This is a genomic window from Pseudomonas sp. NFX5 (assembly GCF_049132125.1).
Classification (GTDB): Bacteria; Pseudomonadota; Gammaproteobacteria; order Pseudomonadales; family Pseudomonadaceae; genus Aquipseudomonas; species Aquipseudomonas marginalis.
In genome coordinates, this window is sequence record NZ_JAFMZG010000016.1 from 67,492 (window position 1) to 89,024 (window position 21,533).

The following is a 21,533-nucleotide window of genomic DNA, read 5'->3' on the forward strand; positions in this document are numbered from 1 at the left end:
AACGCCCCCAGCCGAAAAAATCAGGCTGGAGGCGCCGCGTATACCGCGAGACGGTTCAGGAATGTGGGTCAGACGGCGATGCCCTTGCGGCATTGCAACTGGGCGGTGCGCACCCGGGAAAAAGCGCGGGCCAGGCGCAGGAGCATTTCGTCGATGTTGCTTTTGCTCACCGTAAGCGCCGGGGTGAAGCGCAGGCAGTCAGGTTGCGGGGCGTTGAGGATCAGGCCTTCGTGCAGGGCGGCTTTTACCACTGCATCTGCAGAATCATCCGACAACGTCAGGCCCCACATCAGGCCGTGGCCGCGCAATGGGCCCTGGTCGTAGCGGTAGGCCAGCCGGGCAAGGCCTTCGCCCAGGTAAAGGCCGGATTCACGTACGTGTTCCAGGAAGCCGTGCTCCAGCACCGTATCGAGTACCGCCAGCCCGGCCGATGCCATCAATGCGTTGCCATGATGGGTACCTTCCAGCTCACCCACATCGAAGCAACAGGCGTTGCCGCGCGCCAGCAGCGCAGCCAATGGCACGCCGCCGCCCAGGCCTTTGCCGAGGGTGATGATGTCGGCTCGCACGCCGTATTGCTGTTCGGCAAGCAAGGTGCCGCAACGGCCAAGGCCGGTTTGTACTTCGTCGAGGATCAGCAGGATCCCCAGTTCGCGGCACAGCCGTTCAACCCCCTTGAGGTAATGCTCCGTCGCGGGGATCACACCGGCTTCGCTCTGGACCGGCTCCAGCAGGATGGCGACTGTCTGTGCATCGACCGCTGCATGCAGGGCCGGCAGATCGTTGAACGGCACATGGCTGAAGCCGGGCAATTGCGGTTCAAAGCGGTTTTCCAGATTGCCGGCCGACGCCGCCAGTGCCGCGAAACTGCGACCATGGCAACCATTGCTCGCGCTGATAATGCGGTAGGCCCCGCCGCGATGCAGTTGGCCCCACTTGCGCGCCAGCTTGATCGCCGCTTCGCAGGCCTCTGCGCCACTGTTGAGCAGGTAGGCCTGGTCGCTGCCGGTACGATGGCACAGGCGGTCGACAAGATTGAGTTGAGCGCGGTTATGCAGACCCAGGCCTGGATTGATCAGGGCCTGGGTCTGGTCGGCAAGGGCTTTGATCAAGACCTGCGGGCTGTGGCCGAGGCTGTTGGCAGCGTTGCCCTGGCTGAAATCCAGGTAGGCACGCTCGTCGCTGTCCCACAGCCAGGAGCCCTGGCCACGGACGAAAACCTGAGGCGGCCTCGCCACAGTGGGCATCAGCGCCTCGCTGGACAGCGTATCGGGTGAAGCCTCCAGCACCAGGTCGTCCAGGCTGGGCACGGGGCGACGCATATTGAAGAGATTCACAGCTTGCCCCCAGTGGCAACCGGGCCTTGGTCGGTTTTCCCTGCAATCACTGTCTGCGGGTGTGTTGCCTTGCCTATGTAAACGCCATCAACATAAACGCTGTTCATTGCCCGATCCGGCCCTGTAAGCCCTGCGAATAGGCGCTAGACTAGGCGCCTCGGGGGCTACCGGCCATTTCGATTTTCCAGCTTTTTCGATAAGTAAGCCTTATGGATTTTAAGCAACTGCGTTATTTCGTCGCGGTGTATGAAGAAGGCCATGTGGGCCGTGCCGCTGAACGCCTGTCGATCTCCCAGCCGGCGCTCTCACAACAGATCCGCCAGTTGGAGCGCAACCTCGATGTGAGCCTGTTCGAACGCAGCAGCAAACGCCTGCTGCCCACCCTGGCCGCCCATACGCTGTACAACCATGCCTTGCCGCTGATCGATGGCATGCAGCAAGCCGTCGAAGCCTTGCGTAACTTCAAGGGCCAGGCCATGCGCACCCTGGCCATCGGCGTGCTGCAAACCGTGCACACCAGCCTGGTCCCGCAAATGCTCGAGCGCGTGCGCAAGGCCCAGCCGCACCTGGTGGTGCAGATCTACGAATTGACCGGGATCGAGATTGAACGGCGGTTGCTTAACGGCTCGCTGGACATCGGCATCAGCTATCTGCCGCCACGCCAGCCGGGGCTGCACGGCGTGTTGTTGTATGAGGATGAGCTGAAGGTGGTCATCCCCGAGGACCATCCCCTGCGCGAATTCAAGAAAGTCTCGCTGAAACAGGCCGCCGAACTGCCGATGTTGTTGCTGGGGGAAGAGTTCCAGGTTCGACAGATCTGGCAGGGTCAGTTATCCAACCTCGGACGCCGGCCGCAGGTACAGGCGGAGTTGAATACCATGGTGGGGATTCTCGACAGCTTGCCTAACACCAAATTGGCCACGGTGCTGCCGGGACGCTCCCAGGACGAACACAACAGCCAGTCGCTGCTCTGGAAGCCCTTGAGTGAACCCAGGGTGCCACTAAAGGTAGGTTTGGTGTGTCGCGATGTACAGCGCCAGCAGGCAACCATGGCGCTGCTGCGCACCTTGCTGGAAGACGTGATGAATGCGCCGCAGGCACTGCCGTGAAATTCGGCGCCTGACTTTTTCGCGGGCAAAAGAAAACCCCGCCGAAGCGGGGCTTTGCAGACTGTTTCCCTGACATCCATTTCACTCCGCCATCCTGGCAGAATCCTACGTGTCCGTGTTGTTGCTTTGCGCTTCCTGCGCGACGTCCATGTGAAGTAGATTATCCGTGGATCCAATTTGGCGATAGAGGACGATTAGCAGTACGTCATGTAAGAGAATGCTTACACGCCCTCCAAGCCCTTAGAACAGTGCCTCATCCAGCAAAAACAAGGATTCGCTACCGGCTTTTACCGACGCACTCAGCGAGTGAATACGTGGCAACAGACGCGCAAAGTAGAAGCGCGCGGTGCCCAGTTTGCTGGCGTAGAAGTCTTCCTCAGTCTCCTTGCCCAACGCGGCCTTGGCCATACGTGCCCACATATAGGCGTAGGCCATGTAACCAAATGCATGCAAATACTCCACCGAGGCTGCGCCGATCTCGTTCGGGTTGGTCCTGGCGCGATCCAGCACCCAGGCGGTCAATTCGTCCAGGTTATCCACCGCTGCGCTCAACGGTTGGCTGAACTCAGCCAGTTCGGGCCCCGCCGAGGCGATGAACTGGCGAATCTCGTCGGCGAACAAGGTGTAGAACGCACCGCCGCTACCGACGATCTTGCGCCCCATCAAATCCAGTGCCTGGATGCCGTTGGTGCCTTCGTAGATCTGCGTGATGCGTACATCACGCACCAGTTGCTCCTGGCCCCATTCGCGAATGTAACCGTGGCCGCCAAACACTTGCTGGCCGAGCACGGTGGTTTCCAGGCCCAGGTCGCTGAGGAACGCCTTGGCGACCGGCGTCAACAAGGCCACCAGGTTATCGGCCCGCTCGCGGGCAGCGGCATCGTCACTGAACTTGGCGATGTCCAGCTGCGTCGCCACATAGGTGGAAAACGCGCGACCGCCTTCGTTGGCGGCTTTCATGGTCAACAGCATACGGCGCACGTCGGGGTGGACGATGATCGGGTCGGCCACTTTGTCTTTGGCCTGGGCACCGGTCGGCGCACGGCTTTGCAGGCGGTCGCGGGCATATTCAATCGCGTTCTGGTAGGAGCGCTCGCCGGACGCCAGGCCCTGGATACCCACGCCAAGGCGCTCATAGTTCATCATGGTGAACATCGCCGCCAACCCACGGTTGGGTTCGCCCACCAGGTAACCCACGGCTTCGTCGAAGTTCATCACGCAGGTGGCGGATGCCTGGATACCCATCTTGTGTTCGATGGAGCCGCAGCTCACCGGGTTGCGCGCGCCCAGGCTGCCGTCGGCGTTGACCATGAACTTCGGCACCAGGAACAGCGAAATCCCCTTCGGACCGGCCGGTGCGTCCGGCAACTTGGCCAGTACCAGGTGAATGATGTTCTCGGTGAGGTCGTGTTCACCGCCAGTGATAAAGATCTTGGTTCCGCTGATCCTGTAGGAACCGTCTGCCTGCGGCTCGGCCTTGGTGCGGATAATCCCCAGGTCGGTACCGGCGTGTGCTTCCGTCAGGCACATGGAGCCGGCCCACTCGCCGGAATACATCTTCGGCAGGTAGATGGCCTTGAGTTCCTCGCTGGCGTGGGTGTTGATCGACACGCAGGCGCCGGAGGTCAGCATCGGGTACAGGCCGAACGCCAGGCTTGACGAGTTGATCATCTCCTCGACCTGGGCCGATACCGCCTTGGGCATGCCCATGCCGCCAAACACGGGGTCGCCGCCTACGCCGACCCAGCCACCTTCAGCGTAGGTCTTGTAGGCCTGTGGATAACCCTCCGGAGTAAACACCGCGGTGTTATCCCAACGGCAGCCCTGTTCATCGCCACCGCGGCTGAGCGGGGCGATGGATTTGGCGGTGACCTTGCCGGCTTCTTCGAGGATGGCCTCTACGGTCTCGGCGTCAACGCTGTCTGCCAATGCCGGCAATTGGGCCCAAGTGGTGGCGACCTCAAAGACTTCGTTGAGGACGAAGCGCATATCACGCAGCGGCGCTTTGTAATCAGCCATGGCAAACCTCGTGAGAACGTGAAAAGTGATTCGATAGGATCGGTTTTACAGGCTCCGAGTGTACCCGAACAACTTTTCAGACACATAGGGTCCACTTGTGACTGATTGGTATTTTTAAGTCATCACAACGCAAACGACTCCGCAGGCAGACTCATCAGGCATTCGCTGCCCGCTTCCACGGCGGCGCGATGGGTTGCGGTACGTGGCAGCAGACGCTTGAAGTAAAAGTCGCAAGTGGCCAGCTTGGCTTTGGCAAACTCAGTGTCATCCTGCGCCAGCGCGGCAATGGCCATCCGCAGCCACAGGTAGGCGAGGATGATGTAACCGCTGTACATCAAGTAATCCACCGCCGCTGCGCCCACCTCATCCGGGTTTTTCATCGCGGCCATACCGACCTGGGTAGTCAGCTCGCCCCATTCCTGATTCAGTTGATTAAGCTGCACCACATAGCCCTTGAGCTGCGCATGTTCGGCATTCGCCGCGCAAAACTTATGCACTATTTTAGTAAAACCGCGCAGCAGCTTGCCCTGGCTGCCCAGCACCTTGCGCCCCAACAGATCGAGGGCCTGGATGCCGTTGGTGCCTTCGTAGATCGGTGCAATCCGCGCATCGCGTGCCAGTTGCTCCATGCCCCACTCACGAATGTAGCCATGGCCGCCGAATATCTGCATGCCGTGGTTGGTCACCTCCAGCCCGGTGTCGGTCATAAAGGCTTTGCAGATGGGGGTGAGGAACGCCAACAGGTCTTCGGCCTCCTGGCGCTGGCCGGCGTCGTTGCAAAGGTGCGCGGTGTCGAGCAACTGCGCGGTGAAATAGGTGAGTGCGCGGTTGCCTTCGTTGAAGGCTTTCATGGTCAGCAGCATACGGCGCACATCGGGATGCACGATGATCGGGTCGGCGGCTTTCTCCGGGGCCTTGGCGCCGGTCAGCGCGCGCATCTGCAGGCGGTCGTTGGCGTACTTGATCGCGCCCTGGAAGCTCGCCTCGCCATTGCACAGGCCCTGCATGCCGGTGCCCAGGCGGGCGTGGTTCATCATGGTGAACATGCAGTTGAGGCCCTTGTTCGCCTCGCCAATCAAAAAGCCCTTGGCGCCGTCGAAGTTGAGCACGCACGTGGCCGAGGCCTTGATGCCCATCTTGTGCTCGATGGAGCCGCAGTGCACCGCATTGCGCTCAGCCGAATCCACATGGAACTTGGGCACGATAAACAACGAGATACCCTTGGTGCCCGCCGGCGCGTCCGGCAGCTTGGCCAGCACCAGATGGATGATATTGGCGCTCATGTCGTGCTCACCGGCCGAGATGAAGATCTTGCTGCCGGTGATCGCGTAGCTGCCATCCGCCTGGGGCACGGCACGGGTCTTGATCAGGCCCAGGTCGGTGCCGCAATGGGCTTCGGTCAGGCACATGGTGCCGGTCCATTCGCCTGCGGTGAGTTTGCTCAGGAACGTGGCCTTCTGCTCTTCGGTGCCGTGGGCGTGGATCGCCGACATCGCGCCGTGGGTCAGGCCCGGATACATGCCCCACGAGGTGTTGCTGGAGCCGATCATCTCGCTGAGCACCAGGCCCAACGATTGCGGCAGGCCCTGGCCACCGTAGGCCGGGTCTGCCGCCACCCCGTGCCAGCCGCCCTCGACGTACTGGGCGAAGGCTTCCTTGAAGCCCTTGGGCGTGGTCACCACGCCGTTGTCGAAATGGCAGCCCTCTTCATCACCACTGCGGTTGAGTGGCGAAAGCACGTTCTCGCAGAATTTGGCGCCTTCCTCCAGGATTGCACTGACCATGTCCGGGCTGGCATCCGTGGCGCCCAGGGCAGCGTAGTGGCCGTGGAAATCAAACACGTTGTCGATCAGAAAGCGCATGTCGCGCAGGGGAGCTTTGTACTCAGGCATGGCGGTGTCTCCGGCGGCAGATCCTTTCAACCTACTGCCGGCCAGCGCCTCGGACAATCATTGTAGAACCGCTGAATACAGCGCCATCACTCAACCGGCAGCGCTCTGCATGCGCACCGCGCCACGGCGGGTCTGCCCGGCCGCAACCACACAGTTACGCCCCGCGCCCTTGGCGGCGTACAGCGCCTGGTCGGCGGACTTGAGCACTTCTTCCGCCGTGCGCTGGTCGATCTGGCGTTCGGCCACGCCGATGCTGACCGTCACCGACACACTCGACGCGCCGCTGCCCGCCCGGCGTTGACGGCCTTGTTGATCATCCTGGGGCCGGTCCGAATTGCGCAGCTTGATGTCGTAGTTGGCGACGATCTCGCGGATTTCCTCCAGGTGCGGCATGCACTCATCCAGGGTCTTGCCGGCAAACACCACGGCGAATTCTTCACCGCCGTAGCGGTAGGCACGCCCACCCCCATTGACCTTGGACAGCTTGCTCGCCACCAGGCGCAGCACCTGGTCGCCCACATCGTGACCATGGGTGTCATTGAAGCGCTTGAAGTGATCGACGTCGGTCATCGCCAGCACATAATTGCGCCCCAGCCGCTGCATGCGTTCGTTCAAGGCTCGGCGCCCCGGCAGGCCGGTCAGTTCATCGCGGAATGCCATTTGATAAGCCTCGTGGGCCACGCCGGCGGCGATCATCAGCATGACCTGGCTGCACATGATATTCAGCGTGAACGGCAGGATGAAGGTCTGCGGCAACATCCAGAACATCCCCAGCAACCCGACCAGTTGCGCCGCATGCAGCGGACGCGGCTGGTACCAGTATTGCGCCGCCAGAGTGAGGAAGCCGACCAGGAACATCGGGTATGACAGCTGGATCAGGCTCATCCAGGTCCCATGCAGGGCTGGCCAGCGGATCTCCGCCAGCCAGTTCAGCAGTGCCTGGGGATAACTTTGCTCCAGGGCCAGCGCAACACTGCCGATTGCCAGCAGCACCGCACAACGGGCAACGAAGTCGCGAAACAGGTGGGTCTTCTCCTGCCACAGCGCGTAGATGCTGAACAGCAACGGCAATAACAGGCAACACAGGTGAAACACCACAGCCGCGTCTTCGCGCACGCGGCCATTGTCGCGATAGAAATCGGTCTGGGTATCGAGCAGGAAGTAGGCGATGTACACCGTGATCATCAGGAACAATTCACGCTGACGGCGATAAACCGCGCAGTACGAACCGCCCAGCAACAGCACCAGGGTCGGCAACACATTGAACAGCGAGGTGAAGAAGACGCTGAGGTCCTTGACGTACGCAGCCGAGAGCCCGGCCAGCAACAGCAGCAACGAAGGAAGAAAGTGACTGAAACGTAAAGCAGACACGCGTGACAAGGGTAAAACTCCGACCCGCAAAAAGTAGTGGCACTGTGCCTTGATGCGAACAGTTAAGCACACCCTGCCCGCCATGTATCACATTGCCATCACTGTAACGGCAGCCGGAGAAAATCCCTGAGCGCTGCACTGTGTTTTTTATCCCCCAATGAAAAAACCGCCGCTCCCAAGGGAAGCGACGGTTTCAGATGAACCCGGTAAGGCTTAGTAAGCCAGGCCGAAGTCTTCTTCTTTCATGTCCATCAGGTTACTGGCGCCCGACAGCATGGTGGCCACGTGAGTACGGGTCCGCGGCAGGATGCGCTGGAAGTAGAAGCGCGCGGTTTGCAGCTTGGCGGTGTAGAACGCTTCTTCGCTGGTACCGGCGGCGAGTTTTTCGGCAGCCAGGCGCGCCATGTCGGCCCAGAAGTAAGCCAGGCAGGCGTAACCGGAGTACATCAGGTAATCCACCGAAGCGGCCCCCACTTCTTCGCGGTCTTTCATCGCGGCCATGCCGACCTTCATGGTCAACTCGCCCCACTCTTTGTTCAGCGCAGCCAGCGGTGCCACGAACTCCTTGACCGCGTCGTTGCCTTCGTTGGCCTGGCAGAACTTGTGCACGATCTTGGTGAAGCCCTTGAGCGCTTCGCCCTGGGTCATCAGCACTTTACGGCCGAGCAGGTCCAGTGCCTGGATGCCGGTGGTGCCTTCATACAGCATGGAGATACGGCTGTCGCGAACGTTCTGCTCCATGCCCCACTCGGCGATAAAGCCGTGGCCGCCATAGATCTGCACACCGTGGTTGGCGGATTCAAAACCGACTTCGGTCATGAACGCCTTGGCAATCGGGGTCATGAATGCCAGCAGGCCGTCGGCCTGTTTCTTGGCCTCGTCGTCGGTGCCGTATTTGACGATGTCCACTTGCTTGGCGGTGAAGTACACCATCGCACGGTTACCTTCGGCGAAGGCTTTCATGGTCAGCAGCATGCGGCGCACGTCAGGGTGCACGATGATCGGGTCGGCGGCCTTTTCCGGCGCTTTCGGGCCAGTCAGGGAACGCATCTGCAAGCGATCGCGGGCGTATTTCAGGCCGCCCTGGAAGCCGATCTCGGCGTGGGCCAGGCCTTGCAGCGCGGTGCCCAGGCGAGCGGTGTTCATAAAGGTGAACATGCAGTTCAGGCCTTTGTTCGCCGGGCCGATCAGGAAACCGGTAGCCGCGTCGAAGTTCATCACACAGGTGGCGTTACCGTGGATACCCATCTTGTGTTCCAGGGAACCGCAGCTCACGGCGTTGCGCGCACCGATCGAGCCGTCGGCGTTGGGCAGGAACTTGGGCACGATGAACAGCGAGATGCCTTTGGTACCCGCCGGTGCGTCCGGCAGGCGGGCCAGCACGATGTGGACGATGTTGTCGGCCATGTCGTGTTCACCGGCCGAGATGAAGATCTTGGTACCGGAGACTTTGTAGGAACCGTCAGCCTGAGGCTCGGCCTTGGTGCGCAGCATGCCCAGGTCGGTACCGCAGTGTGGTTCGGTCAGGCACATGGTGCCGGTCCACTCGCCCGATACCAGCTTGGTCAGGTAAGCCTCTTGCTGCTCGGGGGTGCCATGCTCGGAAATGGTGTTCATCGCACCATGGGACAGGCCCGGGTACATGCCCCATGACCAGTTGGCTTCGCCGACCATTTCGCTCACGGCCAGGCCCAGGGATTCCGGCAGGCCTTGGCCACCGTGCTCCACGTCGTGGGCCAGGCTTGGCCAGCCGCCTTCGACGAATTGCTTGTAGGCTTCTTTGAAACCAGCAGGGGTTTTAACGCCAGACTCACTCCAGGTGCACCCTTCGATGTCACCCACGCGGTTCAACGGTGCCAGCACTTGCTCACAAAACTTGGCGCCTTCTTCGAGAATGGCGTCAACCATGTCCGGGGTAGCGTCCTGGCAAGCCGGCAGGCTCTGATAGTGCGCTTCATAGCCGAGCAGTTCGTCACGAACGAAGCGAATATCACGCAAGGGGGCCTTGTAGTCAGGCATAGCGATAAACCTCTGCTGATGTATCTGGAATGAACAACCGCGTGGATGTGTTGTGGCGGTCAAACAGGTGTTTGAAACATACGTTTACGACCTGGGGATGTCAAGCGTCGTCCAGACACCGTTTGTCATGACGCGGGTCAATGGCAGGCATGGCGAGGCCTGCGGCGGGATGCCACAAGGTGTTCAGAAGAAAATGGAGGATTGCGCAAAGGCGACCAGCCCCAGGAAGAAGCCGGTCGTACGAAAGAGGGGTTAAGCGAAGGTGTCGATCAGGGTACCGAGCATTTCGTCTGAAGCCTTGGCGACCTTGGCGCCCAACTCCACTTGAAACTTGCCTTGGGCCATTTCAACCATATTGCTCGCCGAATTCGTCGGCTGGGCGCGGTCATTGGCTTGCAACCGGTCGCTCTGTGCGTCAGACGGCTGGGTGGTCGCGGCGCTGGCAATCCTGCCGGCGGCCTGGTCGACACGGCTCTGCCCGGCCTGAATGGTGCTCAGCCCCGAGTAAAACGCGCTGCTGCCAGAGATGTCCATGGCTTCAACCTGCCTTTAGAGAATCGTGAAGTTGAATTGAAGCAGACATACTGGCAAAAAGCCCGTTAAAAACACTAATGGCATAATGCCTTGCCGATAGCCAGAATCAGTCAAGCAGGTCCAGTTGCAGGTACTCAGCTACCGCCTCGGCGCCGGCGTGCTTGAGCTTTGGCACTCGGCCCAGGCATGGTGCGGGCAAACGCTCGGCCAGGGTCGCGAGGTTTTCTTCCAGACGAGAGGTCTTGGGGTCGATGATATTCGCCACCCAACCGGCCAAGGGCAAACCGTCCCGGGCGATGGCTTCGGCGGTGAGCAAGGCATGGCTGATGCATCCCAGGCGCACGCCCACCACCAGGATCACCGGCAGTTGCAGCGCCATGGCCAGGTCCGACAGGTTGTCCTGGTCAGCCAACGGCACCCGCCAACCGCCTGCGCCTTCGATGAGGGTGAAATCCGCCTGACGCGCCAGAATCTGCTGCATGGGTTTCAACAACGACTGCACCGTCAGCGCGACGCCGGCCTCCCGCGCGGCCAGGTGGGGCGCGATGGCGGGTTCGAACGCCACCGGGTTGACCTCGGCATAACTCAACGGCAATGAACACTCGGCCAGCAGCGCCAGGGCATCGGCGTTGCGCAAGCCCTTGGCCGTGACCTGGCAGCCGGAAGCCACGGGCTTTCCAGCCGCAGTGCTTCTGCCCGCTTGCCGGGCGGCGTGTAACAGGCCGGCGGCGATAGTGGTCTTGCCGACATCCGTATCGGTGCCGGTGATGAAATAGGCGGCGCTCATAGGGGCTTCTCCAGGACGGCGTACACCACTTGATACGTGGCCGGCAGTCCCTCGGCCTGACGGAACTGCTCGTAGGCGTCTACCAGTGCAACAATCCGCGCACGGCCCGTCAACCCTCCCGGGCGGCCTGGGTTGAGATTATGCGCCCCCAGCGCCTTGAGCTCATGGGTCAGGCTGCGCACATCCAGGTAATGCAGCACATGGGGACGTCGCTCCAGGCTGACCACGCGCAAACCGCTGGCCGCGCACAAGTGCTGGTACGCCTCGAAGGTGCGGAAGCGATTGACGTGCACCAGGCCATCCGCCGCCCGCCAGCTTTCGCGCAACTCATCCAGCGTCCCGACGCACAAACTGGCGAACGCCAGCACGCCACCCGGCCGCAGCACGCGATAGGCCTCGCTGAGCACCGCCTCGAAGTTCGCACACCACTGCACCGCCAGGCTGGAGAAGAGCAGCTCGAGGCTCTCGGCTTTCAGCGGCAAGCGTTCTGCATCGCCCGCGACAAAATGATGTGCGCCACCCAAAGGCCGCGCATGGTTAAGCATGCCCTCGGCAATATCCAGCGCCACGCCTTGGCTGGCGGGCAACAACTCGCCCAGCACACGGCTGAAATAACCCGTGCCGCAGCCCATATCCAGCCAGTGACGTGGCGCACACGCTGATGGCAGCCGGGCCAGCAGCCCATGCCCTACGGCGCGCTGCAACTCGGCGACGCTGTCGTAACTGGCCGCCGCACGGGAAAACGACGCCGCCACCTGGCGTTTGTCCGGCAAGGCGCCCGGCAGGGAGGGCTGGGATAAATCAGTCATCGACGCACTCATGCAAAAAAGCCTGGATGGCCCCCGCTACACCGTGGGGGTCTTCCAGAAGAAAAGCGTGACCAGCCTGTTCAATCAGGCCGATTTCCACATCCGGCAGCAGCCTTAGCAGGTCGCTGGCGGCTTCGGCGGGCACCAACCCGTCCATGCCGGCGAACAGGTGCAACTGTGGGCCGCGATAAGCCAGCAAGGCTTCGCGGGTATCCAGTTGGGCCAGCAGTTCCAGGCCGGGCATCAACACGTTGGACGCTGAATGCGGCGCGCCACTGACCAGCAGGCGCGACAGCCCGCGCGGGTCTTCGGCGCCCTTGGCGCACAACAGGCCGAAGCGCTTGAGGGTGACTTGGGAATCGGCATGGCAGCCGGCCAGGAACGCATCGAAGGTCTCGGCGGGCATCCCATGGGGCCAGCCGTCGTGGGCGACGAAACACGGATTGCTCGCCAGGGTCAGCAACCCGCAGCAACGCTCGCCGCGCCGCGCCGCCAGTTCGGCAGCGAGCATGCCGCCCAAGGACCAGCCGCCCAGCCAGGCGTTGTCGGGCAGGGTAGCGTCGAGTTCGTCGAGCCATTCATCGAGGTCGCTGGAAGCAAGCGCCGGCAATGGCTCGACCTGCACCTGCAGGTGTGCGTCCAGGCCACGCAAGGCGGCGGCCAAAGGCTCCAGCGGCGATACGCCGAGCCCCCAGCCGGGCAGCAGGATCAGTCGATCACGCATGGTCGGGCTCCGTGGCACCAGACAAGCGGAAACACTCTTCCAATGCGTTTAACAATAGCTGTACCTGCGCCTCGCTGTGGGCTGCGGTCAAGGTCACGCGCAAACGCGCGCTGCCGGCGGGAACGGTGGGCGGGCGGATCGCCGTGACCATCAGGCCGCGCTCACGCAGCATCTGCGACAGGCGCACGGCCTTGGCACTGTCGCCGATCAGGATCGGCTGGATCGGTGTAAAGCTGTCCATCAAGTCCAGGCCAAGCTGCTCGGCGCCCTGGCGAAACTGACGAGTCAGGCGGTCGAGGTGCTCGCGCCGCCAATGTTCGGTGCGTAGCAGCTCCAGGCTCTTCAGGGTGGCGCAGGCCAGCGCCGGCGGTTGGCTGGTGGTGTAGATATATGGCCGGGCAAACTGGATCAGGCTTTCGACCAGGTCCTCACTGCCCGCGACAAACGCGCCCGCCGTGCCGAACGCTTTGCCCAGGGTGCCGACCAATACCGGCACGTCGTCCTGGCTCAAGCCGAAATGCTCGACGATCCCGCCGCCATTGGCACCCAGCGGACCAAAGCCATGGGCATCATCCACCATCAACCAGGCGCCTTTGGCCCTGGCTGCACGGGCCAGTGCCGGCAGGTCGGCCAGGTCGCCGTCCATGCTGAACACACCATCGGTGACCACCAGCGTATTGCCAGTGGCTTTCTCCAGGCGCTTGGCCAGGCTGATCGCGTCGTTGTGCAGGTAGCGATTGAAACGCGCACCGGACAGCAAGCCGGCATCCAGCAGTGAAGCATGGTTGAGCCGGTCTTCCAGCACCGTATCGCCCTGCCCCACCAACGCCGTGACCGCACCAAGGTTGGCCATGTAGCCGGTGGTAAACAGCAGCGCACGCGGGCGGCCGGTAAAGTCGGCCAGCGCCTCCTCCAGTTCATGGTGCGGCGTGGCATGGCCCACCACCAAGTGCGAAGCCCCGCCGCCCACGCCCCAACGGGACGCCCCGGCGCGCCAGGCCTCGATCACTTGCGGGTGATTGGCCAGGCCCAGGTAATCGTTATTGCAGAATGCCAGGAGGGGTTGACCGTCAACCACCACCTCCGGGCCTTGAGGGCTCTGGAGCAGCGGGCGTTGACGGTAAAGATGTTCGGCACGGCGGGCGGCGAGGCGCGCGGAGAGATCAAAAGACATGCAGGCCTCGGGGTGGCAGGTGCAACTCGGTCAAAACAGGTGGGAATCAAACAACGGCGTTATAGAACTGCTCGCTGCTCTTCTGCTCCACCAACGCCTGTTCGATGGCCGCCTGGTGCACTTCATCCGCATGCTCTTCACGGGCTTCCGGCAGGATGCCCAGGCGCGAGAACAGTTGCATGTCCTTGTCGGCCTGCGGGTTGGCGGTGGTCAGCAGTTTGTCGCCGTAGAAGATCGAGTTGGCACCGGCAAAGAACGCCAGGGCCTGCATCTGCTCGTTCATCGCTTCGCGCCCCGCCGACAGGCGCACATGGGACTGCGGCATCAGGATGCGCGCCACGGCCAGCATGCGGATGAAATCGAACGGGTCGATGTCCTCGGCATTTTCCAACGGTGTACCGGCGACTTTCACCAGCATATTGATCGGCACCGACTCCGGATGCTCCGGCAGGTTGGCCAACTGGATCAGCAGGTTGGCGCGGTCGTCGAGGGACTCGCCCATGCCGAGGATGCCGCCGGAGCAGATCTTCATCCCCGACTCACGCACATAGGCCAGGGTTTGCAGGCGCTCGCTGTAGGTACGGGTGGTGATGATACTGCCGTAGAACTCCGGCGACGTATCCAGGTTGTGGTTGTAGTAATCCAGGCCGGCCTGGGCCAGGGCTTGGGTCTGGTCCTGGTCGAGACGGCCGAGGGTCATGCAGGTTTCCAGGCCCATGGCCTTCACGCCTTTGACCATCTGCAGCACATAGGGCATGTCTTTGGCCGACGGGTGTTTCCAGGCGGCGCCCATGCAGAAACGGGTCGAACCAATGGCCTTGGCGCGAGCGGCCTCTTCGAGGACCTTCTGCACCTCCATCAGCTTTTCTTTTTCCAGGCCCGTGTTGTAGTGGCCCGACTGCGGACAATATTTGCAATCTTCCGGGCAGGCACCGGTCTTGATCGACAGCAGTGTCGACACCTGTACACGGTTGGCATCGAAATGCGCGCGGTGCACGGTCTGCGCCTGGAACAACAGGTCATTGAACGGCTGCACGAACAACGCTTTGACTTCGGCTAAAGACCAATCGTGACGCAAGGTGGCGGTGGTGCTGGCGCTCATGGGCGATTCCTTGATTATGCTTTGGCAAACGCTGCGGGAAGGGCAATACCCACAGGCACGACACGGATGCTCGGCATATTTAAGGAAGATTCATGCACTGTCAACCAAGCTACAAACACGAAGTTTACATCTGGTCAAAAAACATACAGAAATGTTTAATCTGCGACGAGACGACTGAAACCACTGACTGTGTGTGCAACGTCTGCGAAACCGAGCTGCCCTGGCTGATGGAGCATTGCGAAATCTGCGCCTTGCCTTTGGCGATGGACGGCCTGGTCTGCGGCCAGTGCCTGAGACAACCGCCCGCCTTTAAACACGTGATCGCACCCTGGACCTACAGCTTTCCGGTAGACACCCTGATCAGTCGCTTCAAGCACCAGGCACGCTGGCCCCTCGGGCATATGCTGGGGCGCTTGCTGGGGCACTACCTGCAACATCGCTTCGACAACCACTCACTCACCCGCCCGGACATGCTGCTGCCGGTGCCCATGGCCCGCAGGCGCCTGCGTGAACGGGGCTATAACCAGGCGCTGATGCTGGCGCGCTGGCTCAGCGCCGACCTCGACCTTCCCCACGATGAACATCTATTGCTACGCCCTTATGAAACCGTCGCGCAGCAAGCCCTCGACGCCAAGACGCGCAAACGCAACCTGCTCAACGCCTTCGCCCTGGCCCCGGGTGCCGAGGTGCGTGGCCGCCACCTGGCGCTGGTGGACGACGTGCTCACCACCGGCGCCACCGCCCACAGCCTGGCGCGGTTATTGATCAACGCCGGCGCGCGACAGGTAGACGTGTACTGCCTGGCCCGCACGCCAAAGCCTGGCACTTGACTCTCATGCCTCGCGGCCGCAACGTCCGCTCATCCCACCACAGCGAATGCCCATGTCCCTACCGACGCTGCTCAGCCAACATATTGTCCGCCGCCCCCAGCGTATCGCCCTGCTGGGGCATATCGCCGAGCAGGGCTCCATCACTCGCGCCGCCAAAAGTGCGGGCTTGAGCTACAAGGCCGCCTGGGACGCCATTGACGAGCTGAACAACCTGGCGCAAAAACCCTTGGTCGAACGCAGTGTCGGCGGCAAGGGCGGCGGCGGCGCCAAACTCACGGCCGAGGGTGAACGGGTGTTGCGCCTCTACCAGCGTCTGCAAGTGTTGCAGGCCGAAGTGCTTGGCTCGGACGAAGCCGCCAGCGACTTCAACCTGCTCGGCCGCTTGATGCTGCGCACCAGCGCCCGTAACCAGTTGCATGGCCAGGTCATTGCGATTGAACAGCTTGGCCGCAACGACCTGATTCACTTGCAGCTCGCCGGAGGGCTGACCCTGGCGGCACAAATCACCCATGACAGTACGCAACGGCTGGAGCTGGAGGTCGGCGTGGAAGTTGTTGCGCTGATCAAGGCCGGCTGGCTGGAATTGCTGGCGCCCGACAAACCTGCAACACCTGGACACAATTGCATGAGCGGAACCGTCGACGCGATTCTCGCCGCCGAGGACGGCCCCAGCGAAGTGCGCATCGCCCTGCCCAATGGCCAGGTTTTATGCGCCTTGGCGCAGCCCGCCGCGCTCGAGGCCCTGGGCGCCGCCGCTGGCCAAACACTCCGCGTGCAATGTGCACCCAGTAATGTACTGCTCGGCACGCCGGTCTAAGCCCGGCGGCGCTTCAAACTGCAACAATTTCGTCACGCCCGCTCCTTATGGTGTTTGCAAAAACCGCAGGGAGCCTGACATGAACCTATTAGAAGAAAACCAAGCCACCGACCTCGAACAGATGGTCGGCCTCACCCGCCGCCGCTTCATCGGTGCCGGCGCCCTGTGCGGTGCGGCGATGTTCCTCGGCGGCAACCTGCTGAGCCGTAGCGCCCTGGCCGTCAACGCCGCCTCCGCCAGCCCGCTGCTGGGCTTTACCAGCATCGCCGCGGCCACCAGCGACACCATCACCCTGCCGCCGGGCTACAGCGCTTCGGTGCTGATCAGTTGGGGCCAGCCGCTGCACAAGAGCGCGCCGGCCTTCGACCCGTCCGGCAACGGCACCGCCAAGGCCCAGGAACAACAGTTCGGCGACAACAACGACGGCATGAGCCTGTTCGCCTTCCCCGGCGACGACAACCGCGCACTGATGGCGATCAACAACGAATACACCAACTACCGCTACCTCTTCGCCCATGGCGGCGCGCCGCAATCGGCCGAAGACGTGCACAAGGCCCAGGCCAGTGAAGGCGTGTCGGTGATCGAAGTGCGGCGCAAAGGTGACACCTGGCAGTTCGTCCAGGACTCGCGCTACAACCGCCGCATCCACGGCAACTCGCCGATCCGCCTGAGCGGCCCCGCCGCCGGCCATGAATGGTTGAAAACCAGCGCCGATAAGTCCGGCAAAAAAGCCCTCGGCACCTTCCAGAACTGCGCCAACGGCCAGACCCCATGGGGCACTTACCTGACCTGTGAAGAGAACTTCACCGACTGCTTCGGCAGCAGCAACCCGCAGCAAGCGTTCGATGCCGGGCAGAAACGCTATGGCGTGGTGGCCGCCAGCAAAGAGATCAACTGGCACCTGCACGACCCGCGCTTCGACCTGGCCAAGAACCCCAATGAACTCAACCGCCACGGCTGGGTCGTGGAAATCGATCCGTTCGACCCGCAATCCACCCCGGCAAAACGCACCGCCCTGGGCCGCTTCAAGCACGAGAACGCCGCCCTCGCGCAAACCCGTGACGGCCGCGCCGTGGTGTACATGGGCGACGACGAGCGCGGCGAGTTCATCTACAAGTTCGTCAGCCGCGACAAGATCAACCACAAGAACCCCAAGGCCAACAAAGACCTGCTCGACCACGGCACCTTGTACGTGGCCATCTTCGATGCGGGCGATGGCAACGCCGATCATCCGAAGGGCAAAGGGCAATGGGTCGAGCTGACCCACGGCAAAAACGGCATCGACGCCAGCACCGGCTTCGCCAGCCAGGCCGAAGTGCTGATCCACGCGCGCCTGGCCGCCAGTGTGGTCAAAGCCACGCGCATGGACCGCCCGGAATGGATCGTGGTCAGCCCTACCGACGGCCAGGTCTATTGCACCCTGACCAACAACGCCAAGCGCGGCGAAGACGGCCAACCGGTGGGCGGGCCCAACCCGCGTGAGAAAAACGTCTACGGCCAGATCCTGCGCTGGAAGGCCAACGCCGATGACCACGGCGCAGCGGACTTCAACTGGGACCTGTTTGTGGTGGCCGGCAACCCGGGCGCGCATGCCGGCACGCCAAAAGGCGGCTCGTCCAACATCAACCCGCAGAACATGTTCAACAGCCCCGACGGCCTGGGGTTCGACAAGGCCGGGCGCCTGTGGATTCTCACCGATGGCGACTACAGCAACGCCGGCGACTTCGCGGGCATGGGCAATAACCAGATGCTCTGCGCCGACCCGAGCACCGGTGAAATCCGTCGCTTCATGGTCGGGCCGGTGGCCTGTGAGGTGACGGGCATCAGCTTCTCGCCGGATCAGAAAACCCTGTTTGTGGGGATCCAGCACCCGGGTGAAACCGGGGGTTCGACCTGGCCGGAGCATCTGCCGAATGGCAAGCCGCGCTCCTCGGTGATGGCGATTCGGCGGGATGATGGCGGGATTGTCGGCGCCTGATAGACCGCTATCGGGGGCAAGCCCCCTCCCACACTGGAGATAAACGCGGTCACCTGTGGGAGGGGGCTTGCCCCCGATGACAATGGCACAGGCGCCCCCTATCTCCAGCCTGGTGCGGTACCATACCCGGCCGGACGCGGCGCCCTGCTGCGCGCAGGAGTTCGCATGGCCCATCCGTTTGAAACCCTCACACCCGACCTGGTACTCGACGCTGTCGAAAGCATCGGTTTCCTCAGCGACGCTCGCGTTCTGGCGCTCAACAGCTACGAAAACCGCGTGTATCAGGTGGGCATCGAAGACTCCGAACCGCTGATCGCCAAGTTCTACCGCCCCCAGCGCTGGACCAACGAAGCGATCCTCGAAGAGCACCGTTTCACCTTCGAGTTGGCCGAGTGCGACGTGCCGGTGGTCGCGCCGATGATTCATAACGGCGAAAGCCTGTTCGAACACGCCGGTTTCCGCTTCACCCTGTTCCCCCGCCGTGGCGGCCGCGCACCGGAGCCGGGCAACCTTGACCAGCTTTATCGCCTTGGGCAACTGCTCGGCCGCTTGCACGCCGTGGGTTCCACCCGCCCGTTCGAACACCGCGAAGCCTTGGGTGTGAAGAACTTCGGCCACGACTCCCTCACCACCCTGCTCGAAGGCAATTTCATTCCCAAGAGCCTGCTGCCAGCCTACGAGTCCGTGGCCCGCGACCTGCTCAAGCGCGTGGAAGAGGTCTACAAAGCCACGCCGCACAAGAACATCCGCATGCACGGCGATTGCCACCCCGGCAACATGATGTGCCGTGATGAGATGTTCCACATCGTCGACCTCGACGATTGCCGCATGGGCCCGGCGGTGCAGGACTTATGGATGATGCTCGCCGGTGATCGCCAGGAATGCCTGGGCCAGCTGTCGGAACTGATGGACGGCTACCAGGAATTCCACGACTTCGACCCGCGTGAACTGGCGCTGATCGAGCCGCTGCGCGCGTTGCGCCTGATGCACTACAGCGCGTGGCTGGCACGGCGCTGGGATGATCCGGCTTTCCCCCACAGCTTCCCGTGGTTCGGCAGCGAGCGGTATTGGGGCGACCAGGTGCTGGCGCTGCGCGAGCAACTCTCAGCGCTCAACGAAGAGCCGCTGAAACTCTTCTGATTGCTTTTAATGTGGGAGGGAGCCCCTCCCACACAAAGCAGACCGCATTACCAAGCCAGTCCCATTGGTTGACAAATATCCTTACAATCGCCCTTTGTTAGCTGCCTAAGCAAGGATTCCGCATGCAAGCCGCCAACCCCCGCAAGGGGTACATCCTGGGCCTGAGCGCCTATGTCATCTGGGGTCTGTTCCCGCTCTACTTCAAAGCCATCGCCAGTGTGCCCGCCGCCGAAATCATCGTGCACCGGGTGCTGTGGTCAGCGCTGTTCGGTGGTTTGCTGCTGATGGTGTGGAAGCACCCGGGCTGGTTCCGCGAACTGCGCGACAACCCCAGGCGCCTGGCAATCCTGGCACTCAGCGGTTCGTTGATCGCCGGTAACTGGCTGACCTATGTGTGGTCGGTGAACAGCGGGCGTATGCTTGAAGCCAGCCTGGGTTACTACATCAACCCGCTGGTGAATGTGCTGCTGGGCATGCTGCTCCTCGGCGAGCGCCTGCGCCGCCTGCAATGGGTGGCCGTGGGGCTGGCCGCAGTGGGTGTGGCGCAACAGGTGTGGCAGGTGGGCAGCTTGCCGTGGGTATCGTTGGTACTGGCGCTGACCTTCGGTTTCTACGGCCTGATCCGCAAGCAGGCGCCGGTCAAGGCGCTGCCGGGGCTGGTGGTGGAGACCTGGATGCTGGTGCCGATTGCGGTGGCCTGGTTGTTGTTCAACCCGTCGGCCCACAGTGCGCAACTGGCGTTCTGGAGCACATCCGAAGCCTGGTGGCTGGTGGCGGCCGGCCCGGTGACGTTGATCCCGCTGGTGTGCTTCAACGCCGCCGCACGGCATTTGCCCTACACCGCCTTGGGCTTTTTGCAGTATGTGGCACCGACCCTGGTGTTGCTGGAAGCGGTGCTGCTGTTCGGTGAGCACCTGGCGTCAAGCACGCTGATCGCGTTTGCCTTTATCTGGGCCGGGCTGGTGGTCTACAGCGTCGATGCCTGGTTGAGCGTGCGCAAACGCTGATCAAATAACGTACAAACCTCTGCAAGCCCCAGCCGGCCTGGCTTGCAGAGATCCACCCCAAGGTTATCCACAACCTGGTCCCCGCCATTTGTGCACAAGCCCTTGAAACTGCTCGTTTTTTGCTCAGTTGGCGGAGAAGCCCGGTGGGCGTGGCCTGGCGCCGGGTCTCTACAGGTTATCCACAGGCCCATGCAAGATTTCCATGCATAACCTTGCGGATGGTTATTCCTCGCTGTGCAGTTCCACCATCAGATCATCCGCCAGGGTTTCCAGGGATTCCTGCAACGCCTCCAAGGACAAGCTCGACGGCACCTGCAACAGCGCCTCGGCGCTGAACAGCGGATCACCGCTCATCGGTGCCGGGCGTACATCGGTGCTCAAGCGCTCCAGGTTGACGCCCTGCTTGCTCAACAGCGCCGTGATCTCGCGCACGATGCCCGAGCGGTCGTTGCCCAGCAGCGTCATCACGATCGACTTGGACGCCGATGCCTGGCCACTGCTGCCCTCGCCCACCAGCACGCGAATACCGTGTGTGGATAAATCCTCCAAAGCCCCCACCAAGGCCTGACGACTCTCGGCAGGCACGCTGACCCGCAGGATCCCGGCGAACTGCCCGGCCATATGCGCCATTCGGCTTTCCAGCCAATTGCCGCCGTGGGCCGCGATGTTCTGCGCGATGCGTTCCACCAGGCCGGGTTTGTCGGCGGCGATAATAGTGAGTACAAGATGGTCCATGGCGAAGCCCTCTGAATTCAATCTACAAGGTGGACCCGGGGGCCCGCGAAAACAAATCGTGTACCATTTTTATATTTATCTGGAACAATCCAATAGTTTTTTGAGAACATCCGGTTCTCCGCTGTGACCGTACGACCAAAGTGGGTCGC

At 62.2% G+C, this 21,533-nt stretch carries 18 protein-coding genes; 6 read left to right on the top strand and 12 right to left on the bottom strand.

From position 1 onward, the window contains the following. Nucleotides 1–68 precede the first annotated feature (68 nt). Nucleotides 69–1,337, bottom strand: coding sequence for an aspartate aminotransferase family protein (locus J1N02_RS10665; protein WP_408013362.1), 1,269 nt, complete (start codon nucleotides 1,335–1,337; stop codon nucleotides 69–71). A 209-nt stretch (nucleotides 1,338–1,546) separates the two neighbouring features. Here J1N02_RS10665 and J1N02_RS10670 point away from each other — a divergent pair, with 209 nt between their 5' ends. Beyond that, nucleotides 1,547–2,446: a LysR family transcriptional regulator gene (locus J1N02_RS10670; protein WP_027605940.1), complete on the top strand. Its 900-nt coding sequence runs from the start codon at nucleotides 1,547–1,549 to the stop codon at nucleotides 2,444–2,446. Nucleotides 2,447–2,686: 240 nt separating this feature from the next. Here the strand turns inward: J1N02_RS10670 and J1N02_RS10675 are convergent, their stop codons facing one another. The 10 genes from J1N02_RS10675 to bioB form a co-directional block, all read right to left on the bottom strand. Then, nucleotides 2,687–4,465 (bottom strand): acyl-CoA dehydrogenase C-terminal domain-containing protein, encoded by a 1,779-nt coding sequence (locus tag J1N02_RS10675; RefSeq protein ID WP_098480824.1) that lies wholly within the window; start codon nucleotides 4,463–4,465, stop codon nucleotides 2,687–2,689. Nucleotides 4,466–4,587: 122 nt separating this feature from the next. After that, nucleotides 4,588–6,357, bottom strand: coding sequence for an acyl-CoA dehydrogenase C-terminal domain-containing protein (locus J1N02_RS10680; RefSeq protein WP_027605942.1), 1,770 nt, complete (start codon nucleotides 6,355–6,357; stop codon nucleotides 4,588–4,590). A gap of 90 nt (nucleotides 6,358–6,447) precedes the next feature. Then, nucleotides 6,448–7,737 (bottom strand): GGDEF domain-containing protein, encoded by a 1,290-nt coding sequence (locus tag J1N02_RS10685; RefSeq protein ID WP_027605943.1) that lies wholly within the window; start codon nucleotides 7,735–7,737, stop codon nucleotides 6,448–6,450. A gap of 204 nt (nucleotides 7,738–7,941) precedes the next feature. After that, nucleotides 7,942–9,747 (bottom strand): phenylacyl-CoA dehydrogenase, encoded by a 1,806-nt coding sequence (locus J1N02_RS10690; protein WP_027605944.1) that lies wholly within the window; start codon nucleotides 9,745–9,747, stop codon nucleotides 7,942–7,944. A 252-nt stretch (nucleotides 9,748–9,999) separates the two neighbouring features. Further along, nucleotides 10,000–10,281: a hypothetical protein gene (locus J1N02_RS10695; RefSeq protein WP_027605946.1), complete on the bottom strand. Its 282-nt coding sequence runs from the start codon at nucleotides 10,279–10,281 to the stop codon at nucleotides 10,000–10,002. A gap of 106 nt (nucleotides 10,282–10,387) precedes the next feature. Continuing rightward, nucleotides 10,388–11,068, bottom strand: a complete 681-nt coding sequence (bioD, locus tag J1N02_RS10700) for a dethiobiotin synthase (protein WP_027605947.1) — start codon at nucleotides 11,066–11,068, stop codon at nucleotides 10,388–10,390. After that, the gene (gene bioC, locus J1N02_RS10705; RefSeq protein WP_414887612.1) at nucleotides 11,065–11,877 is read right to left on the bottom strand and encodes a malonyl-ACP O-methyltransferase BioC; all 813 of its coding nucleotides are present in this window, start codon (nucleotides 11,875–11,877) and stop codon (nucleotides 11,065–11,067) included. The genes bioD and bioC overlap by 4 nt, the downstream gene beginning before the upstream one ends. Then, nucleotides 11,870–12,601: an alpha/beta fold hydrolase gene (locus tag J1N02_RS10710; protein WP_414887614.1), complete on the bottom strand. Its 732-nt coding sequence runs from the start codon at nucleotides 12,599–12,601 to the stop codon at nucleotides 11,870–11,872. Before J1N02_RS10710 ends, bioC begins: the two co-directional genes overlap by 8 nt. Beyond that, entirely contained in the window at nucleotides 12,594–13,775 is a 1,182-nt protein-coding gene (bioF, locus tag J1N02_RS10715) for an 8-amino-7-oxononanoate synthase (protein WP_414887615.1), read from the bottom strand. The genes J1N02_RS10710 and bioF overlap by 8 nt, the downstream gene beginning before the upstream one ends. A gap of 46 nt (nucleotides 13,776–13,821) precedes the next feature. Further along, nucleotides 13,822–14,877: a biotin synthase BioB gene (gene bioB / locus J1N02_RS10720; RefSeq protein WP_027605951.1), complete on the bottom strand. Its 1,056-nt coding sequence runs from the start codon at nucleotides 14,875–14,877 to the stop codon at nucleotides 13,822–13,824. 92 nt (nucleotides 14,878–14,969) lie between these two features. On the opposite strand from bioB, the gene J1N02_RS10725 reads away from it, so the two are divergent. The 5 genes from J1N02_RS10725 (at nucleotide 14,970) to rarD (ending at nucleotide 20,649) form a co-directional block, all read left to right on the top strand. Next, a complete protein-coding gene (locus J1N02_RS10725) occupies nucleotides 14,970–15,707 on the top strand; it encodes a ComF family protein (RefSeq protein ID WP_169898692.1) in 738 nt (245 codons plus the stop codon). 52 nt (nucleotides 15,708–15,759) lie between these two features. Then, entirely contained in the window at nucleotides 15,760–16,524 is a 765-nt protein-coding gene (locus J1N02_RS10730) for a TOBE domain-containing protein (RefSeq protein ID WP_108574820.1), read from the top strand. Nucleotides 16,525–16,603: 79 nt separating this feature from the next. Beyond that, entirely contained in the window at nucleotides 16,604–18,502 is a 1,899-nt protein-coding gene (locus J1N02_RS10735; protein WP_027605954.1) for a PhoX family protein, read from the top strand. A 165-nt stretch (nucleotides 18,503–18,667) separates the two neighbouring features. Further along, nucleotides 18,668–19,642 (top strand): serine/threonine protein kinase, encoded by a 975-nt coding sequence (locus J1N02_RS10740; RefSeq protein WP_027605955.1) that lies wholly within the window; start codon nucleotides 18,668–18,670, stop codon nucleotides 19,640–19,642. Nucleotides 19,643–19,764: 122 nt separating this feature from the next. Further along, a complete protein-coding gene (gene rarD / locus J1N02_RS10745) occupies nucleotides 19,765–20,649 on the top strand; it encodes an EamA family transporter RarD (protein ID WP_027605956.1) in 885 nt (294 codons plus the stop codon). Nucleotides 20,650–20,871: 222 nt separating this feature from the next. Here rarD and J1N02_RS10750 read toward each other — a convergent pair whose 3' ends face one another. Further along, complete coding sequence (locus J1N02_RS10750) at nucleotides 20,872–21,384, bottom strand: glycine cleavage system protein R (RefSeq protein ID WP_027605957.1); 513 nt, start codon at nucleotides 21,382–21,384, stop codon at nucleotides 20,872–20,874. Nucleotides 21,385–21,533 lie beyond the last annotated feature (149 nt).

Excerpts from the sequence above, each read along its gene's own strand:
- J1N02_RS10750 (WP_027605957.1), bottom strand. The coding sequence starts at position 21,384 with ATGGACCATCTTGTACTCACTATTATCGCCGCCGACAAACCCGGCCTG.
- J1N02_RS10680 (WP_027605942.1), bottom strand. The coding sequence starts at position 6,357 with ATGCCTGAGTACAAAGCTCCCCTGCGCGACATGCGCTTTCTGATCGAC.
- J1N02_RS10690 (WP_027605944.1), bottom strand. The coding sequence starts at position 9,747 with ATGCCTGACTACAAGGCCCCCTTGCGTGATATTCGCTTCGTTCGTGAC.
- J1N02_RS10735 (WP_027605954.1), top strand. The coding sequence starts at position 16,604 with ATGAACCTATTAGAAGAAAACCAAGCCACCGACCTCGAACAGATGGTC.
- J1N02_RS10740 (WP_027605955.1), top strand. The coding sequence starts at position 18,668 with ATGGCCCATCCGTTTGAAACCCTCACACCCGACCTGGTACTCGACGCT.
- J1N02_RS10710 (WP_414887614.1), bottom strand. The coding sequence starts at position 12,601 with ATGCGTGATCGACTGATCCTGCTGCCCGGCTGGGGGCTCGGCGTATCG.
- bioB (WP_027605951.1), bottom strand. The coding sequence starts at position 14,877 with ATGAGCGCCAGCACCACCGCCACCTTGCGTCACGATTGGTCTTTAGCC.
- J1N02_RS10725 (WP_169898692.1), top strand. The coding sequence starts at position 14,970 with ATGCACTGTCAACCAAGCTACAAACACGAAGTTTACATCTGGTCAAAA.
- bioD (WP_027605947.1), bottom strand. The coding sequence starts at position 11,068 with ATGAGCGCCGCCTATTTCATCACCGGCACCGATACGGATGTCGGCAAG.
- J1N02_RS10695 (WP_027605946.1), bottom strand. The coding sequence starts at position 10,281 with ATGGACATCTCTGGCAGCAGCGCGTTTTACTCGGGGCTGAGCACCATT.
- rarD (WP_027605956.1), top strand. The coding sequence starts at position 19,765 with ATGCAAGCCGCCAACCCCCGCAAGGGGTACATCCTGGGCCTGAGCGCC.
- bioF (WP_414887615.1), bottom strand. The coding sequence starts at position 13,775 with ATGTCTTTTGATCTCTCCGCGCGCCTCGCCGCCCGCCGTGCCGAACAT.
- bioC (WP_414887612.1), bottom strand. The coding sequence starts at position 11,877 with ATGACTGATTTATCCCAGCCCTCCCTGCCGGGCGCCTTGCCGGACAAA.
- J1N02_RS10675 (WP_098480824.1), bottom strand. The coding sequence starts at position 4,465 with ATGGCTGATTACAAAGCGCCGCTGCGTGATATGCGCTTCGTCCTCAAC.
- J1N02_RS10730 (WP_108574820.1), top strand. The coding sequence starts at position 15,760 with ATGTCCCTACCGACGCTGCTCAGCCAACATATTGTCCGCCGCCCCCAG.
- J1N02_RS10670 (WP_027605940.1), top strand. The coding sequence starts at position 1,547 with ATGGATTTTAAGCAACTGCGTTATTTCGTCGCGGTGTATGAAGAAGGC.